The organism is Martinezella hainanensis (genome assembly GCF_900094555.1).
GTDB lineage: Bacteria > Pseudomonadota > Alphaproteobacteria > Rhizobiales > Rhizobiaceae > Rhizobium > Rhizobium hainanense.
Genome location: NZ_FMAC01000015.1, coordinates 1 through 18,431, shown reverse-complemented (window position 1 = coordinate 18,431; position 18,431 = coordinate 1). Strand labels below are relative to the sequence as shown.

The window sequence follows — 18,431 nt, the reverse complement described above, 5'->3', positions numbered from 1 at the left end:
GACTGCCTTCTTCGGTATGAGCTCGGCGATCTAGCGCGCAAAGTTTCCCAAGCAAATCGCCTGGCAGGAGAAATGACTCGTAGCTCGCATCTCCGCTTCCTCGTCTTAACGCCCTGTCATTACCAGAATGCCTCGGTAGTCATGCTCGCGAAATCCTCACCTGTCCTGCATGTCGATTTCGGTGAAGACGGCCTGGTCGGAAGGATGCCCAACCGCTTCAAATGGACGACCCGGTCCGTTTCGCGCGCACCTCTCTCCGCGTATTGCGAGACTATAGCACGACATCCCACAGCTCCGAGGACAACGCATAGTTCTGCTGCCTCAGTATGCTCTGAAAATGGAAATGAGAGAGGCGATCCACCCATCATGGAGCGTCATCAATCGTCAGCAGTCCAATCCCGCTCTCTTGTGATGGCGTCCTGGCCCAAGTCCGGATCTTCCACGATCAACCCGCTAGGGGTCCGCTAGCAAGCTGCGGCCACGCGGGCTGCGCCCGCGCGGTGATCGCGCCCGTCCCAGGGCCTCTGAAGGAGCCATCGAGCGGGAATTGGCCCGCTCCCGAATGGAGCCTCGCATATGTCGCACGATCTTTCTCTCGCTCAATCTCACGCCTTCCAGCTTTCCCGCGACCTGATGGTCCCGGTCACCGTCTTCGAAGTCGACGGCGAATATGGCGTGCTGCCCTCTGACGAAATCGACGCAAGCGACGACCTCGACATCGTGCACGAGTTCTTCCCCTGGCCGGCTCATTGAGCCGGCATTTGCCGTTCTGGGTGCCGCTGGCGACCTGTCGGCGGCAAGGGAAGCTTCGCCGCGGGCGGTGCAGATTTGCACCTTGCCTCCCGCGCCCTTGCCCCCTCTGCTCTTCGCGGCGGCCGGAAAATGTCCCGCCGATCATGCGGGGAGTTAAATTGAGGGACGATCGCAGGCGATCGGAAATATCATGAAAAGAGAAGAAATAGAGAAACTGCGCGAGGCGGTGAGTTGTGCTGCGGTCCTCGAACAGGCCGGGTTCGCGGTGGACATGAAGGAAAGCACGCGCCGGGCTGTGAAGTATCGACGAGGTGCGGAAATAATCATCGTCACGCACGAAGGCCGCGGGTGGTTTGATCCGTTGAGCGACGCCAAAGGTGACGTTTTCGCCCTCGCCTGCCTGCTTGAACATCTCGGTTTTTCAGAGGCTGTCGGCCGGGTTGGCGATCTCATCGGATACAAGGCTGCCCCCGTTCTTTGGAAGAAGTCGCCGTCCAAGGTCGTGCCTGCAGATATTTTGGCGCGATGGCAAGGGCGCCGTCTTCCAGCCACCGGGTCCGGCGCCTGGCGGTATCTTTGCTGGTCGCGTGCCGTCCCGATCTCCATCCTGCGCTCCGCAATTGCTCAAGGGATCGTCCGGGAAGGCCCATTCGGCAGCATGTGGGCTGCGCACACCGATAGTGCGGGTCTGGTGGTCGGGTGGGAAGAGCGCGGGCCCGACTGGCGCCGCTTCTCGACGGGCGGCAGTAAAGTCCTCTTCCGGCTGGGTGCGCAAGACGCTGTCCGTCTCTGCGTGACGGAGGCCGCGATCGACGCGATGAGCCTCGGGGCGGTCGAGGACCTGCGGGACGACAGTCTTTACCTCAGTACCGGGGGTGGATGGTCGCCTAAAACCGAAGCGGCGCTGGTCGACCTTCTCGCTCGCCCTGGCGCTGAGCTCGTATGCGCCACGGATGCCAATGGCCAGGGCGATGCCTTCGCTCGTCGTCTTCAGGCTCTGGCGGTTCAGGTCAATCGCCCTTGCCTGCGCCTGCGGCCGCCGGCTGATGATTGGAATGAAGTTTTGCAGGTGCGAAAAAAGGGGGAGATGAAGACGAGAGAGGAAGACGAGAGAGGAAGGGCGGCGTGCCGCATCTCCGTCGACCGCATCAAGGGAGGCTACGCCCGGCTGAAGCCGGCCCTTGACCCGGCCGACGGGGATGCCGGCGGCCCGGAAGGTGTCATGAAGGACTGAAATGAAGGTGATGGAGTTGCCACGCCCAAGTCCCGAAACCCTGAAGGAGCCTGTGATGAACACGCCTGCCCCTACCGCCAAGATATTTGAAGGCGTCGCAACCCGCCCACAAATGTTCCGACTTTTCGATCGCCATAACCAGCGCCCCGATCAATGGCAGATCGATGCGGCACCGCTTTATAGAGGCGAGTGGTTCGAAATCGACGAGGCGCTCTACGACTACATGCTGGATATCCTGCCGCCGTTATGGATGCGTGGCCCGATCTTCGCGCTGCGCGAATTCTTGACGGGTTCGGTCACCAGCATCTTCTTTGCGCTTCGGATCGATGAAAGGATCCGGTACTTCCACGGCTATTGCGATCTGTCTGATCCCGCCTCAGTCGAGGCAATGCGGGCGGCGATATTCGAACGGGAAACCCAGCCCGTTCGCGCAATGACTCGGGAAGAGCGGCTCGAACATATCTGGAGCAGCACCGCCGACGCCTATCGAGGCTATGCCGGCGATCGCTTTCCGCCGGCGATGCAGGGCAAGCGCACCGTCATGCTGTGGAGCGGGACGAATGGCACGATCCTGAAGCTGCTGGACGACCTCAGCGACAACGAGATCGCCGCCAAACTGCCGGTTCACATGCGGCATCTGCCCGTAATCGCGGCCTGAGCGCCGCTATTCCCCCACAACATTTCCAGCGCGTTCAGCCCGCTTATCGCGGCGGGTGAGAGATAGCGCATATCCGAAAAGGAAGATTCCGATGACCAATGACCCATTCACGTTCAATATGTTCAGCAGCTCCGCGCTGTCTTCTGGCCTCGGGCCTGGCGTCACCGCATTTGGCGGCTTCGAACCCGTGGCGGCCAATGATGATGAGCCCGACCCCACGCCGCCGCCCCTCGCTCCGGCCTTGCCGGTCGCGATTACCCCTGCAGGGCGAAGTGGCCGGCGCCAGAACTTCTACCTCGACGGCGATCGCGGCCTCGGCGCGTCCTGGAAGGACCGCGCCCGCGCCAACGTTGCGGCAATCCTGGTCGCCGAAGGCATCGCGAACCAGGAGCGGCCGGCCACGCCCAAGGAGCAGGCACAGTTGATCCGCTTTACCGGCTTCGGCGCCGGCGAGCTTGCCAACGGCATGTTCCGCCGGCCGGGGGAGGTTGATTTCCGGAAAGGCTGGGACGATCTCGGGTCTTCACTCGAAACCGCCGTCTCCGAAGCGGATTACGCGTCGCTTGCCCGCTGCACCCAATATGCACATTTCACGCCGGAATTTATCATCCGGGCAGTCTGGGCCGGAATCGAAAAACTCGGCTGGCGCGGCGGCCAAGTGCTAGAACCGGGCATCGGCACAGGCCTCTTTCCGGCCTTGATGCCGGAGCGCTATCGCGACTCGACTTATGTCACCGGGATCGAACTCGATCCGGTCAGCGCCCGCATAGTTCGCCTGCTTCAGCCGAAGGCGCGGATCATTAACGGCGACTTCGCCCGCACCGATCTGGTGCCGATCTACGATCTCGCCATCGGCAATCCGCCCTTCTCCGATCGGACCGTCCGCTCGGACCGCGCCTACCGGGCGCTCGGAATGCGCCTGCACGACTACTTCATTGCAAGGTCGATCGACCTGCTGAAGCCCGGCGCGCTCGCCGCCTTCGTCACCTCCCATGGTACTATGGACAAGGCCGACACGACGGCGCGCGAATATATCGCCAAATCAGCCGACATGATCGCGGCGATTAGGCTGCCCGAGAGCAGCTTTCGCCGGGATGCCGGCACGGATGTCGTGGTCGACATCCTCTTCTTCCGCAAGCGCAAGCCCGGAGAGCCCGAAGGTGATCAGATGTGGCTCGACGTCGACGAAGTACGGCCGGCCATCGACGATGAAGGTGCGATCCGCGTCAACAGGTGGTTCGCCCGGCATCCGGATTTCGTGCTCGGCACCCACGCGCTGACCTCCGGGCCGTTCGGCGAGACCTATACGTGCCGACCGCGCGGCGACGATCTTGAAACCGCCCTCGCCGCTGCCATCGAGCTTCTGCCGACCGGTCTCTACGACGGCGAACCCACGCCTATCGATATCGACCTGGACGATGAACTCGGCTCGATTGTCGACCTGCAGCCGAAGGGCGGGCCTGTCCGCGAAGGCAGCTTCTTCGTCGACCGCTCCAAGGGCCTGATGCAGATGCTCGACGGTACGGCGGTGCCAGTTACCGTCCGCAAGAGTCGCGGGGGCGCCGGGATTTCGGAAAAGCACGTCCGGATTATCAGCAAACTCATCCCGATCCGCGACGCCGTGCGCGAGGTGCTGAAGGCACAGGAAACCGATCGGCCCTGGCGCGATCTGCAGGTTCGGCTGCGTATCGCCTGGTCGAGTTTTGTCCGCGATTTCGGGCCGATCAACCATACCACGCTCTCGATCCAGGAGGATGCGGGCATCGGCGAGGTGAAAGAGACCCATCGCCAGCCGAACCTGGCACCCTTCCGGGATGACCCGGATTGCTGGCTAGTGGCCTCTATCGAGGATTACGATCTGGAGACAGACACAGCGAAGCCAGGTCTGATCTTTTCCGAACGCGTGATTGCGCCGCCGGCGGCGCCGACCATCACGTCGCCTGGAGATGCGCTCGCCGTCGTGCTGAACGATCGCGGCCATGTCGATGTCGACCATATCGCCGAGCTGCTGCACATCGATGCTGCGGCGGTGATCGACGAGCTGGGCGACGCTATCTTCCGTGACCCGGCGGACGGATCCTGGCAGACAGCCGACGGTTATCTTTCCGGGGCTGTGCGTACCAAGCTGTGGGCCGCGCAGGCTGCGGCCGAACTCGATCCCACCTATCAGCGCAATGTCCGCGCTTTGACGGAAGTGCAGCCGGCCGATCTTCGCCCCTCCGACATCACCGCCCGGCTCGGCGCGCCATGGATCCCTGCCGCCGATGTCGTCGCCTTCGTGAGGGAGAAAATGGAGGCCGATATCCGCATCCATCATATGCCAGAGCTCGGCTCCTGGACGGTTGACGCTCGGCAACTCGGCTTTAGTGCCGCTGGCACGTCAGAATGGGGCACCAGCCGCCGCCATGCCGGCGATCTGCTCGCCGATGCGCTGAACAGCCGGGTGCCCCAGATCTTCGACGTCTTCAAGGACGCCGACGGCGAGCGTCGTGTCCTCAATGTCGTCGATACCGAGGCCGCGCGCGACAAGCTGCAGAGGATCAAGCAATCCTTCCAGGACTGGGTCTGGACCGATCCAGATCGGACTGATCGGTTGGCGCGCGACTACAACACCCGCTTCAACAATATCGCGCCGCGCAAATTCGACGGCTCCCATCTGAAACTTCCCGGCGCCACTGGCGCCTTTGTTCTTTATGGGCACCAGAAACGCGGCATCTGGCGGATCATCGCCGATGGCTCGACCTATCTCGCCCATGCCGTCGGCGCCGGAAAGACGATGACCATGGCCGCCGCCATCATGGAACAGCGCCGCCTCGGCCTGATTGCCAAGGCGATGCTTGTTGTCCCCGGCCATTGCTTGGCCCAGGCAGCGCGCGAGTTCCTGGCGCTCTATCCGAATGCCCGCATTCTCGTGGCCGACGAGACCAATTTTACCAAGGACAAGCGCGCTCGTTTCCTGTCGCGCGCTGCGACCGCGACCTGGGATGCGATCATCATCACCCATTCGGCGTTCCGCTTCATCGCGGTTCCCTCGGCCTTCGAACAGGCGATGATCCAGGATGAACTTCAGCTCTACGAGGATCTGCTGACCAAGGTCGACAGCGAGGACCGGGTCTCGCGCAAGCGCCTCGAGCGGCTGAAGGAGGGTCTGCAGGAGCGGCTCGAAGGCCTCGCCACTCGCAAGGACGATCTTCTCACCATCTCGGAGATCGGCGTCGACCAGATTGTCGTCGACGAGGCGCAGGAATTCCGCAAGCTGTCCTTTGCCACCAATATGTCGACACTGAAGGGCATCGATCCCAACGGTTCACAGCGCGCCTGGGATCTCTATGTGAAATCCCGCTATATCGAGACGAAGAACCCCGGCCGCGCGCTGGTTCTCGCCTCCGGCACGCCGATCACCAACACACTAGGCGAGATGTTCTCGATCCAGCGCCTGCTTGGCCATGAGGCGCTTGCCGAACGCGGGCTTCACGAATTCGATGCCTGGGCATCCTGCTTCGGCGATACGACGACAGAACTCGAGATCCAGCCCTCGGGCAAATACAAGCCGGTCAGCCGCTTCGCCTCTTTCGTCAATGTCCCGGAGCTGATCGCCATGTTCCGCTCCTTCGCCGATGTCGTCATGCCCGACGATCTCCGGCAATATGTGAAGGTGCCGAACATCTCGACCGGCCGGCGGCAGATCCTCACGGCGAAGCCGACGGCGCTGTTCAAGACCTATCAGCAGATGCTCGACGGCCGGATCAAGGCGATTGAGAAGCGCGAAGGTCCGGCCAAACCCGGCGACGACATCCTGCTCTCCGTTATCACCGATGGCCGCCATGCGGCGATCGACCTGCGCTTCGTCATGCCGGCGGCCGAGAACGAGGCGGACAACAAGCTCAATCTGCTCGTCCGTAATGCCCACCGGATATGGCAGGAGACCGGCGAGACGATCTATCGCCGCTCGGATGGTAAGGATTTTGATCTCCCGGGCGCTGCCCAGATGATCTTTTCCGATCTCGGCACGATCAATGTCGAGAAGTCCCGTGGCTTCTCGGCCTATCGATTCATCCGCGACGAGCTGATCCGGCTCGGCGTGCCGCCATCGCAGATCGCCTTCATGCAGGACTTCAAGAAGACTGAGGCCAAGCAGCGCCTGTTCGGCGACGTCCGTGCCGGCAAGGTGCGGTTCCTGATCGGCTCGTCGGAGACAATGGGCACTGGCGTCAATGCCCAGCTGCGGCTGAAAGCCCTCCATCATCTCGATGTGCCGTGGTTGCCGTCGCAGATCGAGCAACGCGAAGGCCGGATCGTGCGCCAGGGCAATCAGCACGATGAAGTCGATATCTTCGCCTATGCCACCGAGGGAAGTCTCGATGCCAGCATGTGGCAGAACAACGAGCGCAAGGCCAGGTTCATCGCCGCCGCGCTCTCCGGCGACACCTCGATCCGACGGCTGGAGGATGTCGGCGAAGGGGCAGCCAACCAGTTCGCCATGGCCAAGGCCATCGCGTCCGGCGATGAGCGGCTGATGCAGAAGGCCGGCCTTGAGGCCGATATCGCTCGGCTCGAACGGCTGCGCGCCGCCCATGAGGACGATCAGTATGCCGTCCGCCGGCAGATGCGTGATGCCGAGCGCGAGATCGAGGTCTCGACGCGGCGTATCGACGAGATCGATCAGGACATTAGGCGCCTCCGCTCGACCACCGGCGACGCCTTCACCATGACGGTGCTCAGTCAGGACCATACCGAGCGCAAGGAGGCCGGCCGCGCGCTGATGAAGGAGATCCTCATCCTGCTTCAGCTTCAGCAGGAGGGCGAGGTGCATCTGGCGACGATCGGTGGCTTCGATCTCGTTTATGAGGGTGAGCGCTTCGGCAAAGGCGATGGGTATCGCTACGAGACCCTGCTCCAGCGCACCGGGGCGGACTACGAGATCGATCTGGCCATTACGGTCACGCCACTCGGCGCCATCTCGCGTCTGGAGCATGCACTTGACGACTTCGATGAAGAACAGCGCCAGTATCGCCGGTTGCTGGAGGAGGCCGAGCGCCGTCTGGCCTCCTACCGGTCGCGTGACGGAGGTGAATTCGCGTTCGCCAATGATTTGACTGAAAAGAGATTGGAACTCCGGGCCATCGAGACCCAGCTGGCGGAAGATCTGGACGACGGAACCAACGCAGCCGCCGCATAGCTGCATTGCACAATAAATGTTATCCGTCTGGTCAAGATTCAGGCATAACGCCTGCAGCTGATGCACATGGCGGTCTCCTCCCAGTTCCGCCGCAGCAGCTGTTCCCCTCTGGAGGTTTAATGACCTTCACACTTTAAGGGCCGCGGCTTTCGCCGACGGCCCCTTTTTTATGCCTTCTGACTTGTTAAGTGCCGCCGGGTCGGCTCCACTGCAGTATTTTGAAGACAGACAATGTTCCTTTCAGGATCGCGCCCCAATCACTGAAACGCTCGATGGGCAACCGCCCGTCCATCTCGGGATTGAAGTCGCTGATGCTGCAATTCGGATTATCCAGCCCCGTAACCACGCGGAGGAACTCCCGCCCGGGATCAATGTCTCCAGTGTTCCATTCAGCGACGGAACGCTTGGCGGCGCAGCTCACGCGGAATTTATAGTCGGTCGCGTTGGTCGAGCCAGCCAGCAATAGCATTGCGGACGTAAACAAAATGGTCCGCTTCTTTGCCGATGAAATGTCCATAGTCAGCTCCTTCTCTGGATCCGAAGTTCGGTCAGCCGTTAATTTTTGGAAGGGTGGAAAGCTCGGTGTCGACGCCAACGTCGACGATAACGAGCGCGGCTATGCCGCTTTCCTGAGGGACGATGGGTCCAATTTTTGCGCTGACGTCTCGGATGCTTACCTTGACCCCACCCTTCTTCGCGGCTTCGGAGAGGCCGCGGTTGATTGCCGATGCCTGCTTGGTGATTTCGGACGAGAAATCGACGACTGCGCGTTCTTCGATCGCTTTTCGGATCTGGTCCTCGAAAATGAGGCTTGCAACGCTCCAAAGCGGATTGTCGAGACGACGTGTAAAACCCACATCGATGAGCCGGACAGTGGTGCCGTTCTGATCGACAATCGGCTTGCCTGTCAGAAAGACCTCGCCGCCAACATCGAAAAGACTGGTGCCAACGTGGGCCTTAAACACTAGGCCCAAGGCTATCCGGTCTCCTGACGAATAGATCGAAATATTCTTGATGGTGATCGCCGTCGTTTCACCCGCTACCGTTGTTTCGAAGGCCTTGTTGCCGACCTCTGCCAACATAGAACGACGTAGTGCTTCGTAGTCTGCGCGCACGAATACCGATAGACTGAGTTCGCCCGGTTTCGCGTCGGATTTCGTGAGTGCCGGCAAGCCCGAAGCCGAGAACGACGGGGTGGCATTCGTCGATATCTCGGTCCTAGCCTTCAACAAGAGTCCTAGGCGAAGTTCGTCATGCTCAACAATAAGCCCACTGGTCCCGATCGCGACAGGTGCAAGATGCGCCCAAGCATCGGGTGCTGGCGGAGAGGAGATCGGGAGGGAATAGACCTTCCAGATCATTTCTGCTTGATGTTTGATGATATCAATGGGGATGCCCGCTCGGATTTTGTCGGCCATCGCATCAACCTGTTTCACCATCGCTGCTTCGACGTGAGAGCGGATATCAACCCAGGCACGGTCGGCGATCTCGATCTTGGGGCTTTCGGTCCATTCCAGCTCGGGGACAATCGTGACAGCCGGGCTCCAATCCGGATTCACGCCGACCGTGACGCGCGCGCGGACAATGAGAGCGGCGCGAAAGTTTTTCGCGTTCAGACCCAGCAATCGCGCACCGTCGCCGCGGAAGCCGCCATTCCCGCTTATTCCGATTGGCAACTCGAGAACAACGGTATTGTTTGCGCCGGAAACCTTCAGCTCTCCGAGGCGTCTGACGGTTCCTTCATATCGGGTTCCGGCCTTCACCGAAATCTTTATGACGTTCCATCCGCCTGGATTGATCGTTCCGCCGATGTCGGGGCCGTTCCCGCCAAAGCTATAGTCCGTTGGCAACGCCTGATTTGCGGCATCGCGGATCAGTTGAAGTGGGACATCGGCGCGAAGCGACAGTACGCTCTCCCTGGGAGGGATCTGGATTGTCCCAGTCGATCGAACCGGTTCCTCAGAGAGGCGGACGTTGAGAAACTGATACGTGCCTTGTGCGATACCAATCGCTGTGAGGACTGCGGCGGCGGTCCCGGACAGAAGGAATTTTCTACGGCTATGCATGCTACGGGGCCTCCTTGGCCAGCGCGACGGGCTGGTTGATCGTCGCTGCTGATCGATTTGGATCGTTGGCCGGAGTTCTTCAAAACCCCTACGCAAGGTGCCCACACGCCTCGGGTCCACCGCTTCGCGTCGCCATCGTTTCGGGTGGGACACCTGACGCGGGGGGACCGTACCGAGAGCCCTTTTTTGTGCCGCGTCGATCACTATTTTCTTTGGTGACGACCATTCAACGTGAGGTTCGACGCGTGTTCCTTGATCCCGCCACCAACTTTTCCGCGCCAAGCAGGCAAGACGCCGACGAACTGGCGGATCGTATCCGCGAGTGGAGTCACGATCAGGATACCGCCAGCGCTATCGCTATTTGCGCTGCAACCACACGTGACTGGCTCAAAAATAATAAGATTCCAGACCAGTGGCTGAAAACCGACAAGATTTTTTCCAAACTGTGCGAACCCGACAAAGGCGAGTTGGTGGAGTGGTGGACGCCGCCCACACGGTACGATGATGAAGTGATGGCTGAGGGCCGCGCGGTCCTTCTTCGTCAGCGAGTATATGACTACGGGCTGCTCCACTTTCTAAAACAGCTGGTCGCGGCAACCCTTATCAACGTTCCACGCGACCAAGATGTTGATGAGCTTCTGCAACCAACGTCGTTTTTCGGGTTTAACCAGCTTCTCTTGTTCGCCCGGCTAAAGGCTCTCGATCCAAGCAGGTACCAAGCGCTACTTGCCAATCCGGAAAAGAATATTAGCTCGGCCGCTGTTGCCGAACTCTTCGGTATCAAGAGCGCTAATCGTTCGCAGCTTTTCCGCAAGAAGCTCGTCAGGTTCGGCTCTTTAGGACTGGTGACGTCGCGGCCAGGCATGGAACAGGGCCGCGTTATCGAGCTCGGGCCCGCCGGTGAAGCGTTCTTTGTGGAGGTTTACCTGCCAATCCTCAAGCAGACGCCGCTACAGCAGGACTGAGCCGCTCATGCGTTGCGAGAAACAAAAAATCAATGGAAAGGAGATCGCTATGACATCTGGCATTGGCGGTGGTGTACTCGTCGATCACTAACTTCTCAGGACGGCATGAACGCCGAGCTCTGAGTGAAAAAAAGGTAGTCCGGGAAGCAGACGCTCGCCCGGACTTTACTTTTTTGGGGAAGAAAATGATCAAAGCAGAATGAGGGAGCAGTCGCAGGTCATCCGATCCGTCGCCGCTGGACGCTCAACCGCCACCTCCTCACCCCGGCCCCTCGCCCCTCGCAGGGCTGTAGCCCCGCTTGTGCTTCGGAGCAGGGCTGCTCGGTCGCAGTTGCGCCGGCCCGTCCGTCATGCGGTCCGGGAAGTGTCTTCAAAATGGAAGAACGCAGGAAGGAGCGGCAGCCACGTCGTTCCGCAACCGGACCAGGAGCTATCCCATGCAAATCATCAAGATCGACCCACGTGCGCTAAACGAAAATTCCGATGATGCCCGCCAGTCGAAATCCTCCGCACAGGCTGATGCGTTGTTGCTCGCCACGGTGAAGGCCGTCGGTATCATCCAACCACCCGTGGTTTCGCCACAAGTCGATGGCGGAAACGGATACACCATCCAGGCCGGCCATCGGCGCGTACATGCCGCGATCGCTGCCGGCCTTAAGGAGATCGAGGTCCTCGTGGAGGAGGCCGCCAACGATAACGGCGCCATGCGCTCGATAGTCGAGAATATCGCGCGCGAGCCGCTCAATCCGGTCGACCAATGGCGCGGCATCGAACGACTGGTCGCCCTCGGCTGGACCGAAGAAGCGATTGCCGTCGCACTGGCGCTTGCCGTTCGCCAGATCCGCAAGCTGCGGCTGCTGGCCAACGTTCTGCCGGCCATGCTCGAACAGATGGCGTTGGGGGATATGCCATCCGAGCAGCAGCTGAAGATCATCGCGGCCGCCGGCGAGGTCGAGCAGAAGGAGGTCTGGAAGGCGCACAAACCGAAGAAGGGTGATACTGCCGCCTGGTGGTCGATCGCCAATGCCCTGACGAAGAAGCGCATGTATGCCAAGGACGCCAGCTTCGGCGACGATCTGCGCGAGGCCTACGGTATCGAGTGGGTCGAAGATCTGTTCGCGCCGGCCGATCAGGACAGCCGCTACACCACCAATGTCGAAGGCTATCTCGGCGCCCAGCACGAGTGGATGACGTCGAACCTGCCGAAGCGCGGCGCCATCGTCGAGGTGAACAGCTGGGGCCAGCCAGAACTGCCCAAGAAGGCTGCCCAAGTATACGGTAAGCCTTCCAAATCGGACCATGCGGGCCTGTATCTCGACCGCGACGGCAAAGTCCAGACTGTCCACTACCGGATGCCGGAGGCGGTGAAGCCAAAGGGTGGCGCCGTGTTTGGTACCGACGGTGCTATCGACGAAGAGACGGCTGCAATCCCGAAGGCACGCCCCGATGTCACTCAGAAGGGCCAGGACATGATCGGTGATTTTCGCACCGACGCGCTCCACGACGCGCTCAGTCGCGCCCCGATCGAAGACGATTTGCTGATGGCGCTGCTCGTCCTCGCCTTTGCCGGTCAGAACGTGCGCGTCGATTCCGGCGCAGGCGGCGCGCTCTATGGCGGGGCTCGCTTTGGCCGTCATGTTGCTCGTCTGTTGACGGAGGATGGCAGGCTCTCATTCGATATGGATACTGTCCGCGTTGCGGTGCGAGCAACCTTGATCGATGTGCTTTCATGCCGCCGTGGCATGTCGAACAGCGGCGTCGTCTCTCGCCTTGCGGGCGAAGCGATCGGCGCGGATAGCTATCTGCCGAACATGGGGTCGGAGGAGTTTTTCGCCTGCCTGTCGCGTCAGGCGCTGGAAACCGTTGCCAAGGATGCCGGTCTTGAACCGCGTGCGCGCGTCCGGGAGACCCGCTCCGCTCTCGTCACCCATTTCGAAGGTGACCAGAACCTCGTGCATCCGTCAGCCCTCTTCGCGCCGTCGCCGGCGGATACGCTCGCCCTCCTCAAGCATCTTGATCAGAAGACCGCTCCCCAAGACGAGGTCGAGACCACGGAGGACGGGGCGGCGGGCTTCACGACGGGTGATGTCGGCGAAGAGGCAGGTACCTCTGATAGGGCGGACACCGCGGAAGACGCGGCGACGCTGGGCGATCATGAAACCGCATACGGTATCGCCGCCGAATAGTCCCCATCCTTCCCAGATCGATCATTCCGCCGCCGGCCCTGCGCCGGCGGTTGGCTTTTCCGCACCCTTCATAAAGGAGCCCGGCAATGAACGGACCTTCAAGCACACCTGACAGGAATTCGGCATGCAGCAAACCGGCCGCCGACAGCGTCGAATTCGGGACAAGCGCCGATGGATTTCCCGTCGCGCGCATCGGTGACATACTCCTTGGCCTCATTACCAATGGAAGCGGCGACTTCTTTCTCGCCAGTGCCTGGCGTTTCACCAAGCCTCTCGCTGAGGCGCGTCGCCATCATTTCTTCCGCCATGATGGTCGGATCGGCAGCGAAGCTGCCTTCCGTGCGCGCGCAATCGAGACGGCCGAACACATGTCGGAACTCTCAAGCCTCGCTCGCGTCCAGACCCGCATGGCGGCGAGCACGCCTTGGGGTGGGTCACAGCTGGCCATGATCTATGCCGAGGGAGTTGTCAGCCACTCTACGTCAGGACATGGAGGCTTCCACCTTTCTTCCGACCGAAACCTTCTGATCGACGCATCCGTCCGCAGTGCAGGCGGCTGGTACGAAGAGGATTGCGAATGGGCAATCGTCGCCCTGACCTTTCCTGATATTTTCACGGGCTATGAACGCCGATGTGCCACCAGATCGCCAAAGACACTTTTCCGGCCTTCTGGGAGAAGCTTCGCGGTCGTCAGCTTGAACCGGGGGAATCCCGATCGAAACATCGCGCGACCTTCGAGCGCAACCATGCCGACGATTGGATCGGGATATCGGCCATCGCCTCATCTCACCATTCAGGCATGACAGAGGTGGTCGCCACGAGAGGCGGAAAGCGGGAATTCAGTCAGGATGAGCGGCGTTTTCTCATTCCCGACGTGGAATACAGCAAGCGTGGCAGTTTCGGCTTCGTCATCGATCTGGATGTGCACGCTCTTTATGAAGGGCAATCGAGCTTCCTAGGTTGGAGTGCGAGGGCTGCATGATGAGATCACTCTTGTCCCCCGCGGCACAATTATCCCGAACGGAGGATGCTCGCCGCCAGACCCAAAAGCAACTGCAGATCATCGAACGGCAAATAACCCGTCGGATGACGGCGATCCTGCCACAGATCGCCAGGCGGCAAAGCGGCTATCGTAGGGGAAAAGCACCCGATGGCCGCACGTTGCTGGAGCGCTACCGCGCCAATCTTGCCGGCATCACGGCGGAGCGACAACCCGAGGTGGACGCACTCTCGCGTAGGTTGGCCCGGCAGGAGGCCGCAATCGCAGCGCTGCGTGACCGTCTATCTTTGTCTGAGGCTTATCCGCACACGAATCGGGAGGGGTGAAATGGCAACGATCGGCGAGCTGGAGCAACAAGCCGGGATTGGATCTACCGACGCTGAACGGACGGCGTTCTGGCAGCGCTTCCGTCATCTCGAGGGTAAAGCATGTCTCGATGCAGGCGTGGCCGAGCTCAAGCGCGTGATAGCAGGCCATGACGGGACGGCTCCTCGAGCGACCAGACAAAGGCGCGAGAGGTGGCCGGCCCCGACCCACGATGAGCAGGCGGCGCTTCGTGCCTATGCCGTCAGACATGGCCGACGGTGGAAGAGCATCCTTGGCAATGTCTGGATGGGTGGACCGCCTCATGACGATGGCGGGATACTGCGGAGGCTTCGGAACACCCACGGCCCGACCTGGCTTCAATCCTATCGGCTGCCCAAGGCAGACATGAGAAGCGGACCAGACGGGAGCGCAGCGGTATCGAGCGAGCAAGCTGGCCAGGTCAAGGAGCGGTAGCCGGGCGGGCTTGAGCCATGTCCCTTTCCGAGTCCAGTCATGGCACCGTGACGGTTTGTCCTTCGGTTTTGCTGCGGTCTGAACCAGCGGCCGTGCGCTTCAAGGCCGCTATCGCGCCGCGGGGCGGCCGGACCCGCCATCCTGCACGGAGCAGCTCCGCTCGACATCGCAGGGCTTTTGCCCCGCTCACTCGCAGATCGGCTCCACTTGGATTGGACGAGCCCGGACCTTGAAGCGCCCGTCTTCCGCCGGTTCGGGTCGACCGCACCGAAGGGCAAGCCGGCACGGGGCCGGAACCGCTTCGGCTCGAAAGGAAAAAAACATGGCCAAGCCTGCAACCAATCCTCGCCAGACCGCCCGGGTCGTGCAGCTCCGCAAAAGCGCAACGGTCGAAATGGTCCGCCTCACCTGCCCAGACAGCGCCCAGGCGATCAAGATCGCCGAGAGCTTCGGGACCGCTGTCATCGACAGCGACGGGATCCGCGACCTCCACGAACGCCTCATCTCCGAGACAGCCGATGCGCTCAGCGAAGGCCTTGGCGAACGCGCCATGCAGATCCACCTGCAGCGGATCGTCGGCGCCTATGTCGGCTCCGCCCACGGCGCCGGACAGTTCTACAGCAATGCCGTCACCCAGGCGCGGGATGCCACAGCCAAGGCTGCAAACGACACCCGCGACGAGGACCTGGATGGTCCCGTCGGTTACGACAGCGCCGCTCACCGCAAGCGGGAGTTCGCAGCCGATATGGGCATCCAGGCCCATGCGTTGCGGATGGCAGCCGAAGGCGCCGTCGCCGCCTACAAGCAGATAGTCGGAGAGAGCTGGAAACCCTTCGATCGCCCGATCGAAAATCCCGGGCAGTCCGTCGATCGCAAGGCAGCTCAGGCACAGATGTCCGCCTTCGACTAAGGAAACGCACTAAGGTGGGGCTTCTGCCCCGCCTCCCCATCCGTCATTCAACAATGAGCGGTGGCGCGCCACCGCTCATTGTTATTGTGGATGCAATTCAAGTCACCGCTTTCCCTCGCCCTTGGCGACGGGAATGAATGGGCTGGGAAACTCTGTATCATCGGGCAGCTCGGCGAGCTTCGCCGTCAGTTTTCGAATCCGGTCGATCGAAAAGGCGCTGTCGGCGAACCACAACTCGATCACCGCAGGATCGAGGGAATCGACCATGGCGGAGGTTGCTCGCGCCAAAATTGAAACGGTGGGTCGATTTTAGCACATCGATTTCGTGTTGCGAGTGCGAAAAATCCGCACGGATTGGAGGTTGAGCGCCACTGAATGTGGTCCCGTCTCGTGCTTCGGGGATGCAGGAGCCGCCGGCGCCAGGCAACGGCTTCGCCGTCCTCCACGCTGTTGCGGCCGTTCCGGTGCTTGGCCCCGCCTTCGGGGCTCCTGCCTTCTGCCTCCGCGACGGGACCGCGATTGGCGCGGTTCCTGAAATTATGGAGACGGAAATGAGCAGAAACCCGGACTCGAAGCGTACGGAGATCTATAACAAGATCACTGACCGGATTATCGAGGAACTGGCGGAGGGTGTCCGCCCGTGGATGAAGCCATGGAGTGCTGGCGATACTGAGGGCCCCGTCACTAGGCCTCTTCGTCACAATGGCCTTCCGTATTCGGGAATGAATGTGCTTCTGCTCTGGTCAGAGCAGATGTCGCGGGGCTTCTCCTCGTCGATGTGGATGACCTTCAAGCAGGCGCTCGAATTGGGGGGCGCTGTCCGCAAGGGGGAGACAGGCTCGACGGTCGTCTTTGCCAGCCGCTTCACGAAGTCCGAGGCTGATGGGAATGGGAGCGCAGTAGATCGCGAAATCCCGTTCCTCAAGGCCTATTCCGTTTTTAATGTCGAGCAGATCGACGGACTGCCGGACCAATACCATGATCGGCCCATACCCCATCTAGATCCGGTCGAGCGGATTGAAGCCGCCGAGCGCTTCTTCCGGAATACCGGCGCGATCATTCGCCACGGGGGCAATCAGGCCTTCTACTCGCCGGGGGCGGATTTTATCCAGATGCCGCCGCTACAGGCGTTCAAGGACGCTGCCAGCTATTACGGGACCTTGAGCCATGAATCGACCCATTGGACTTCCCCAAAGCATCGGGTCGGGCGAGATCTGTCACGATACAGCAAGGATCGCAGCGAAAGGGCTCGGGAAGAACTGATCGCCGAGCTCGGCAGCTGCTTCCTATGCGCAGACCTCGGGATCTCACCCGAGCTCGAACCCCGGCCGGATCACGCCGCGTACCTTCAGTCCTGGCTGGCGGTGCTGGCTGATGACAAGCGGGCGATCTTTCAGGCGGCGGCCCATGCTCAGCGCGCGGTCGCATTCCTGCATGGGTTCCAACACGTCGAGGACGATCAACAGATGGCAGCCTGATCACGCTGGACAGACCTGCGGTAAAAGGGGGTCCGCTGACCGCGGCCCCTTTTGCTGCGCGCTATCAGCGCGAACGCGGTTGCAAGATCGCCACCACGAGACCGGCGACGGCGACGCCAAGCGAGATATACTCGTATAGTCCGACACTCATCTGCCAGCCCTCCTCAAGCCGCAGCCGGAGTGCGCTTGCGGGCGCCTGGCCGTACGGCCTTCCGCTCGGCTTCATCAGCCTCTTCCTTGGCCTTCGTCATATCGAGCGAAATCGCCTTGATACGCTCGACGAGCGGTGACAGGTCGTATTCGTTTGACACCCTGCGGCCGTTGTTGAAGCGGTTGACCCGCTTCAGGAGACCTTCCTCCTCCAGCCGCGCGATCGAGCGCTGGACCGTCTTCGGAGTGACAGCAAGCCTTTCGGCAATGCGGGCCTTTTTCGGCCACGGCATTTCGTCAGGACGCCACCAGTGTTCGATCAGATGGATCAGGACAGCAAGATCGGTGGCGTTGATCTTCAGTCTCGCCTGGCCCTGCAGTAGCGCTTTCGGCAAAACCGTGTAGCCGACATCAATCGCCTCTTTTCCCCACTTCTTGATGAGGACCTTATCGTCTTTCTTCTCTGGGAAGCAGGATGCTGGAGTATAACCAGACGTAATGGACAATTTTGTCCATACAAATCGACTATTTGCCGTGCTTCTACGCGGCAGTCAGGGCTGCTTATCTCGCAATTTGGCCGATTGGTCGCCTATCGGGGAGGCTGGTGGCTCCCGCCTGGATCCAACCGAGTGAGGCGTCGAACCGACCGTCAGGTCGAGACCACCCCAGATCGACGGCTTTTGGCTGGCGACTTTCACTTTCCGGGACTGCTTGATTTCGACAATGAACGGTTTCGTCTGCTTTGCCATAATTCCTCCAAGCGACGAATCGCCCGGCAACTCTATCGAGAAGGGTCGGGGCTACAAGCCGCGGTGGACGCTGAGACTGCGGATATGAGGTGTCTTAACGGTGAACTCCTCGATCTGGCCGATCCGGCACGCCATTACATCGGGGCACGGAGTTGTGTGCTGCCATTGCCATATTCCTTTCCCTTGACGACAGGGCTCCATCCGCGGGCTCGATGAGGCATGTCTGGCCGGCGAACAGCTTCGCCTCGCTCGTACTGCCGCAACGGCGCTCCGAGACTTTCATCCCCTGGCGGCTTCGCCGCCATTCCTCGCGAAACAAGAAA

General features: G+C 61.0%; 16 protein-coding genes and 1 pseudogene. 12 read left to right on the top strand and 5 right to left on the bottom strand.

All coding sequences use genetic code 11. The features are described 5' to 3' along the window. Positions 1–576 precede the first annotated feature (576 nt). The 4 genes from GA0061100_RS34940 to GA0061100_RS29920 all read left to right on the top strand — a co-directional run bounded on the left by GA0061100_RS34940 (position 577) and on the right by GA0061100_RS29920 (position 7,824). Entirely contained in the window at positions 577–753 is a 177-nt protein-coding gene (locus GA0061100_RS34940; protein WP_028748424.1) for a hypothetical protein, read from the top strand. A gap of 190 nt (positions 754–943) precedes the next feature. Further along, a complete protein-coding gene (locus tag GA0061100_RS29930; RefSeq protein ID WP_075856498.1) occupies positions 944–1,987 on the top strand; it encodes a DUF3991 and TOPRIM domain-containing protein in 1,044 nt (347 codons plus the stop codon). Between the two features lie 55 nt (positions 1,988–2,042). Further along, positions 2,043–2,645: a DUF1419 domain-containing protein gene (locus GA0061100_RS29925; protein WP_075856589.1), complete on the top strand. Its 603-nt coding sequence runs from the start codon at positions 2,043–2,045 to the stop codon at positions 2,643–2,645. A gap of 91 nt (positions 2,646–2,736) precedes the next feature. Further along, positions 2,737–7,824, top strand: a complete 5,088-nt coding sequence (locus tag GA0061100_RS29920) for a DEAD/DEAH box helicase family protein (RefSeq protein WP_075856497.1) — start codon at positions 2,737–2,739, stop codon at positions 7,822–7,824. Positions 7,825–8,008: 184 nt separating this feature from the next. Here the strand turns inward: GA0061100_RS29920 and GA0061100_RS29915 are convergent, their stop codons facing one another. Both GA0061100_RS29915 and GA0061100_RS29910 read right to left on the bottom strand, forming a co-directional pair. Next, on the bottom strand, positions 8,009–8,341 hold the full coding sequence (locus GA0061100_RS29915; RefSeq protein WP_075856496.1) for a hypothetical protein: 333 nt from the start codon (positions 8,339–8,341) through the stop codon (positions 8,009–8,011). A gap of 31 nt (positions 8,342–8,372) precedes the next feature. Next, positions 8,373–9,890 (bottom strand): DUF4403 family protein, encoded by a 1,518-nt coding sequence (locus GA0061100_RS29910; protein WP_075856495.1) that lies wholly within the window; start codon positions 9,888–9,890, stop codon positions 8,373–8,375. A 245-nt stretch (positions 9,891–10,135) separates the two neighbouring features. Here GA0061100_RS29910 and GA0061100_RS29905 point away from each other — a divergent pair, with 245 nt between their 5' ends. Both GA0061100_RS29905 and GA0061100_RS29900 read left to right on the top strand, forming a co-directional pair. Next, entirely contained in the window at positions 10,136–10,855 is a 720-nt protein-coding gene (locus tag GA0061100_RS29905) for a hypothetical protein (RefSeq protein WP_075856494.1), read from the top strand. 437 nt (positions 10,856–11,292) lie between these two features. Next, positions 11,293–13,041 carry a ParB/RepB/Spo0J family partition protein gene (locus tag GA0061100_RS29900; RefSeq protein ID WP_075856493.1) on the top strand — a complete coding sequence of 583 codons (1,749 nt, stop codon included), beginning with the start codon at positions 11,293–11,295 and terminating at the stop codon, positions 13,039–13,041. Positions 13,042–13,139: 98 nt separating this feature from the next. Here GA0061100_RS29900 and GA0061100_RS35495 read toward each other — a convergent pair whose 3' ends face one another. Further along, on the bottom strand, positions 13,140–13,409 hold the full coding sequence (locus tag GA0061100_RS35495) for a hypothetical protein (protein WP_342196686.1): 270 nt from the start codon (positions 13,407–13,409) through the stop codon (positions 13,140–13,142). Between GA0061100_RS35495 and GA0061100_RS35585 the strand changes: the two are divergent. The 5 genes and pseudogenes from GA0061100_RS35585 to GA0061100_RS29880 form a co-directional block, all read left to right on the top strand. Next, a pseudogene (locus tag GA0061100_RS35585) lies at positions 13,410–13,634 on the top strand (DUF7007 domain-containing protein); the annotation flags it as partial. Positions 13,635–13,672: 38 nt separating this feature from the next. Beyond that, complete coding sequence (locus GA0061100_RS35490; RefSeq protein WP_342196684.1) at positions 13,673–14,023, top strand: hypothetical protein; 351 nt, start codon at positions 13,673–13,675, stop codon at positions 14,021–14,023. Further along, positions 14,020–14,367 carry a hypothetical protein gene (locus GA0061100_RS29890; protein ID WP_075856492.1) on the top strand — a complete coding sequence of 116 codons (348 nt, stop codon included), beginning with the start codon at positions 14,020–14,022 and terminating at the stop codon, positions 14,365–14,367. Before GA0061100_RS35490 ends, GA0061100_RS29890 begins: the two co-directional genes overlap by 4 nt. 1 nt (position 14,368) lies before the next feature. Continuing rightward, a complete protein-coding gene (locus tag GA0061100_RS29885) occupies positions 14,369–14,821 on the top strand; it encodes a hypothetical protein (protein WP_075856491.1) in 453 nt (150 codons plus the stop codon). A gap of 322 nt (positions 14,822–15,143) precedes the next feature. Further along, complete coding sequence (locus GA0061100_RS29880; protein ID WP_075856490.1) at positions 15,144–15,731, top strand: hypothetical protein; 588 nt, start codon at positions 15,144–15,146, stop codon at positions 15,729–15,731. A 102-nt stretch (positions 15,732–15,833) separates the two neighbouring features. Here the strand turns inward: GA0061100_RS29880 and GA0061100_RS29875 are convergent, their stop codons facing one another. Further along, positions 15,834–15,998, bottom strand: coding sequence for a hypothetical protein (locus GA0061100_RS29875; RefSeq protein ID WP_167459851.1), 165 nt, complete (start codon positions 15,996–15,998; stop codon positions 15,834–15,836). A 284-nt stretch (positions 15,999–16,282) separates the two neighbouring features. On the opposite strand from GA0061100_RS29875, the gene GA0061100_RS29870 reads away from it, so the two are divergent. Further along, positions 16,283–17,209 carry an ArdC family protein gene (locus tag GA0061100_RS29870; protein ID WP_075856588.1) on the top strand — a complete coding sequence of 309 codons (927 nt, stop codon included), beginning with the start codon at positions 16,283–16,285 and terminating at the stop codon, positions 17,207–17,209. A 164-nt stretch (positions 17,210–17,373) separates the two neighbouring features. Here GA0061100_RS29870 and GA0061100_RS29865 read toward each other — a convergent pair whose 3' ends face one another. Further along, complete coding sequence (locus GA0061100_RS29865) at positions 17,374–17,865, bottom strand: helix-turn-helix domain-containing protein (RefSeq protein WP_075856488.1); 492 nt, start codon at positions 17,863–17,865, stop codon at positions 17,374–17,376. Positions 17,866–18,431: the final 566 nt, after the last annotated feature.

What these genes read in the sequence shown, in the direction of transcription:
- GA0061100_RS34940 (WP_028748424.1), top strand. Translation starts at nt 577, where the DNA reads ATGTCGCACGATCTTTCTCTCGCTCAATCTCACGCCTTCCAGCTTTCC.
- GA0061100_RS29930 (WP_075856498.1), top strand. Translation starts at nt 944, where the DNA reads ATGAAAAGAGAAGAAATAGAGAAACTGCGCGAGGCGGTGAGTTGTGCT.
- GA0061100_RS29925 (WP_075856589.1), top strand. Translation starts at nt 2,043, where the DNA reads ATGAACACGCCTGCCCCTACCGCCAAGATATTTGAAGGCGTCGCAACC.
- GA0061100_RS29920 (WP_075856497.1), top strand. Translation starts at nt 2,737, where the DNA reads ATGACCAATGACCCATTCACGTTCAATATGTTCAGCAGCTCCGCGCTG.
- GA0061100_RS29915 (WP_075856496.1), bottom strand. Translation starts at nt 8,341, where the DNA reads ATGGACATTTCATCGGCAAAGAAGCGGACCATTTTGTTTACGTCCGCA.
- GA0061100_RS29910 (WP_075856495.1), bottom strand. Translation starts at nt 9,890, where the DNA reads ATGCATAGCCGTAGAAAATTCCTTCTGTCCGGGACCGCCGCCGCAGTC.
- GA0061100_RS29900 (WP_075856493.1), top strand. Translation starts at nt 11,293, where the DNA reads ATGCAAATCATCAAGATCGACCCACGTGCGCTAAACGAAAATTCCGAT.
- GA0061100_RS35490 (WP_342196684.1), top strand. Translation starts at nt 13,673, where the DNA reads ATGTGCCACCAGATCGCCAAAGACACTTTTCCGGCCTTCTGGGAGAAG.
- GA0061100_RS29890 (WP_075856492.1), top strand. Translation starts at nt 14,020, where the DNA reads ATGATGAGATCACTCTTGTCCCCCGCGGCACAATTATCCCGAACGGAG.
- GA0061100_RS29885 (WP_075856491.1), top strand. Translation starts at nt 14,369, where the DNA reads ATGGCAACGATCGGCGAGCTGGAGCAACAAGCCGGGATTGGATCTACC.
- GA0061100_RS29880 (WP_075856490.1), top strand. Translation starts at nt 15,144, where the DNA reads ATGGCCAAGCCTGCAACCAATCCTCGCCAGACCGCCCGGGTCGTGCAG.
- GA0061100_RS29875 (WP_167459851.1), bottom strand. Translation starts at nt 15,998, where the DNA reads ATGGTCGATTCCCTCGATCCTGCGGTGATCGAGTTGTGGTTCGCCGAC.
- GA0061100_RS29870 (WP_075856588.1), top strand. Translation starts at nt 16,283, where the DNA reads ATGAGCAGAAACCCGGACTCGAAGCGTACGGAGATCTATAACAAGATC.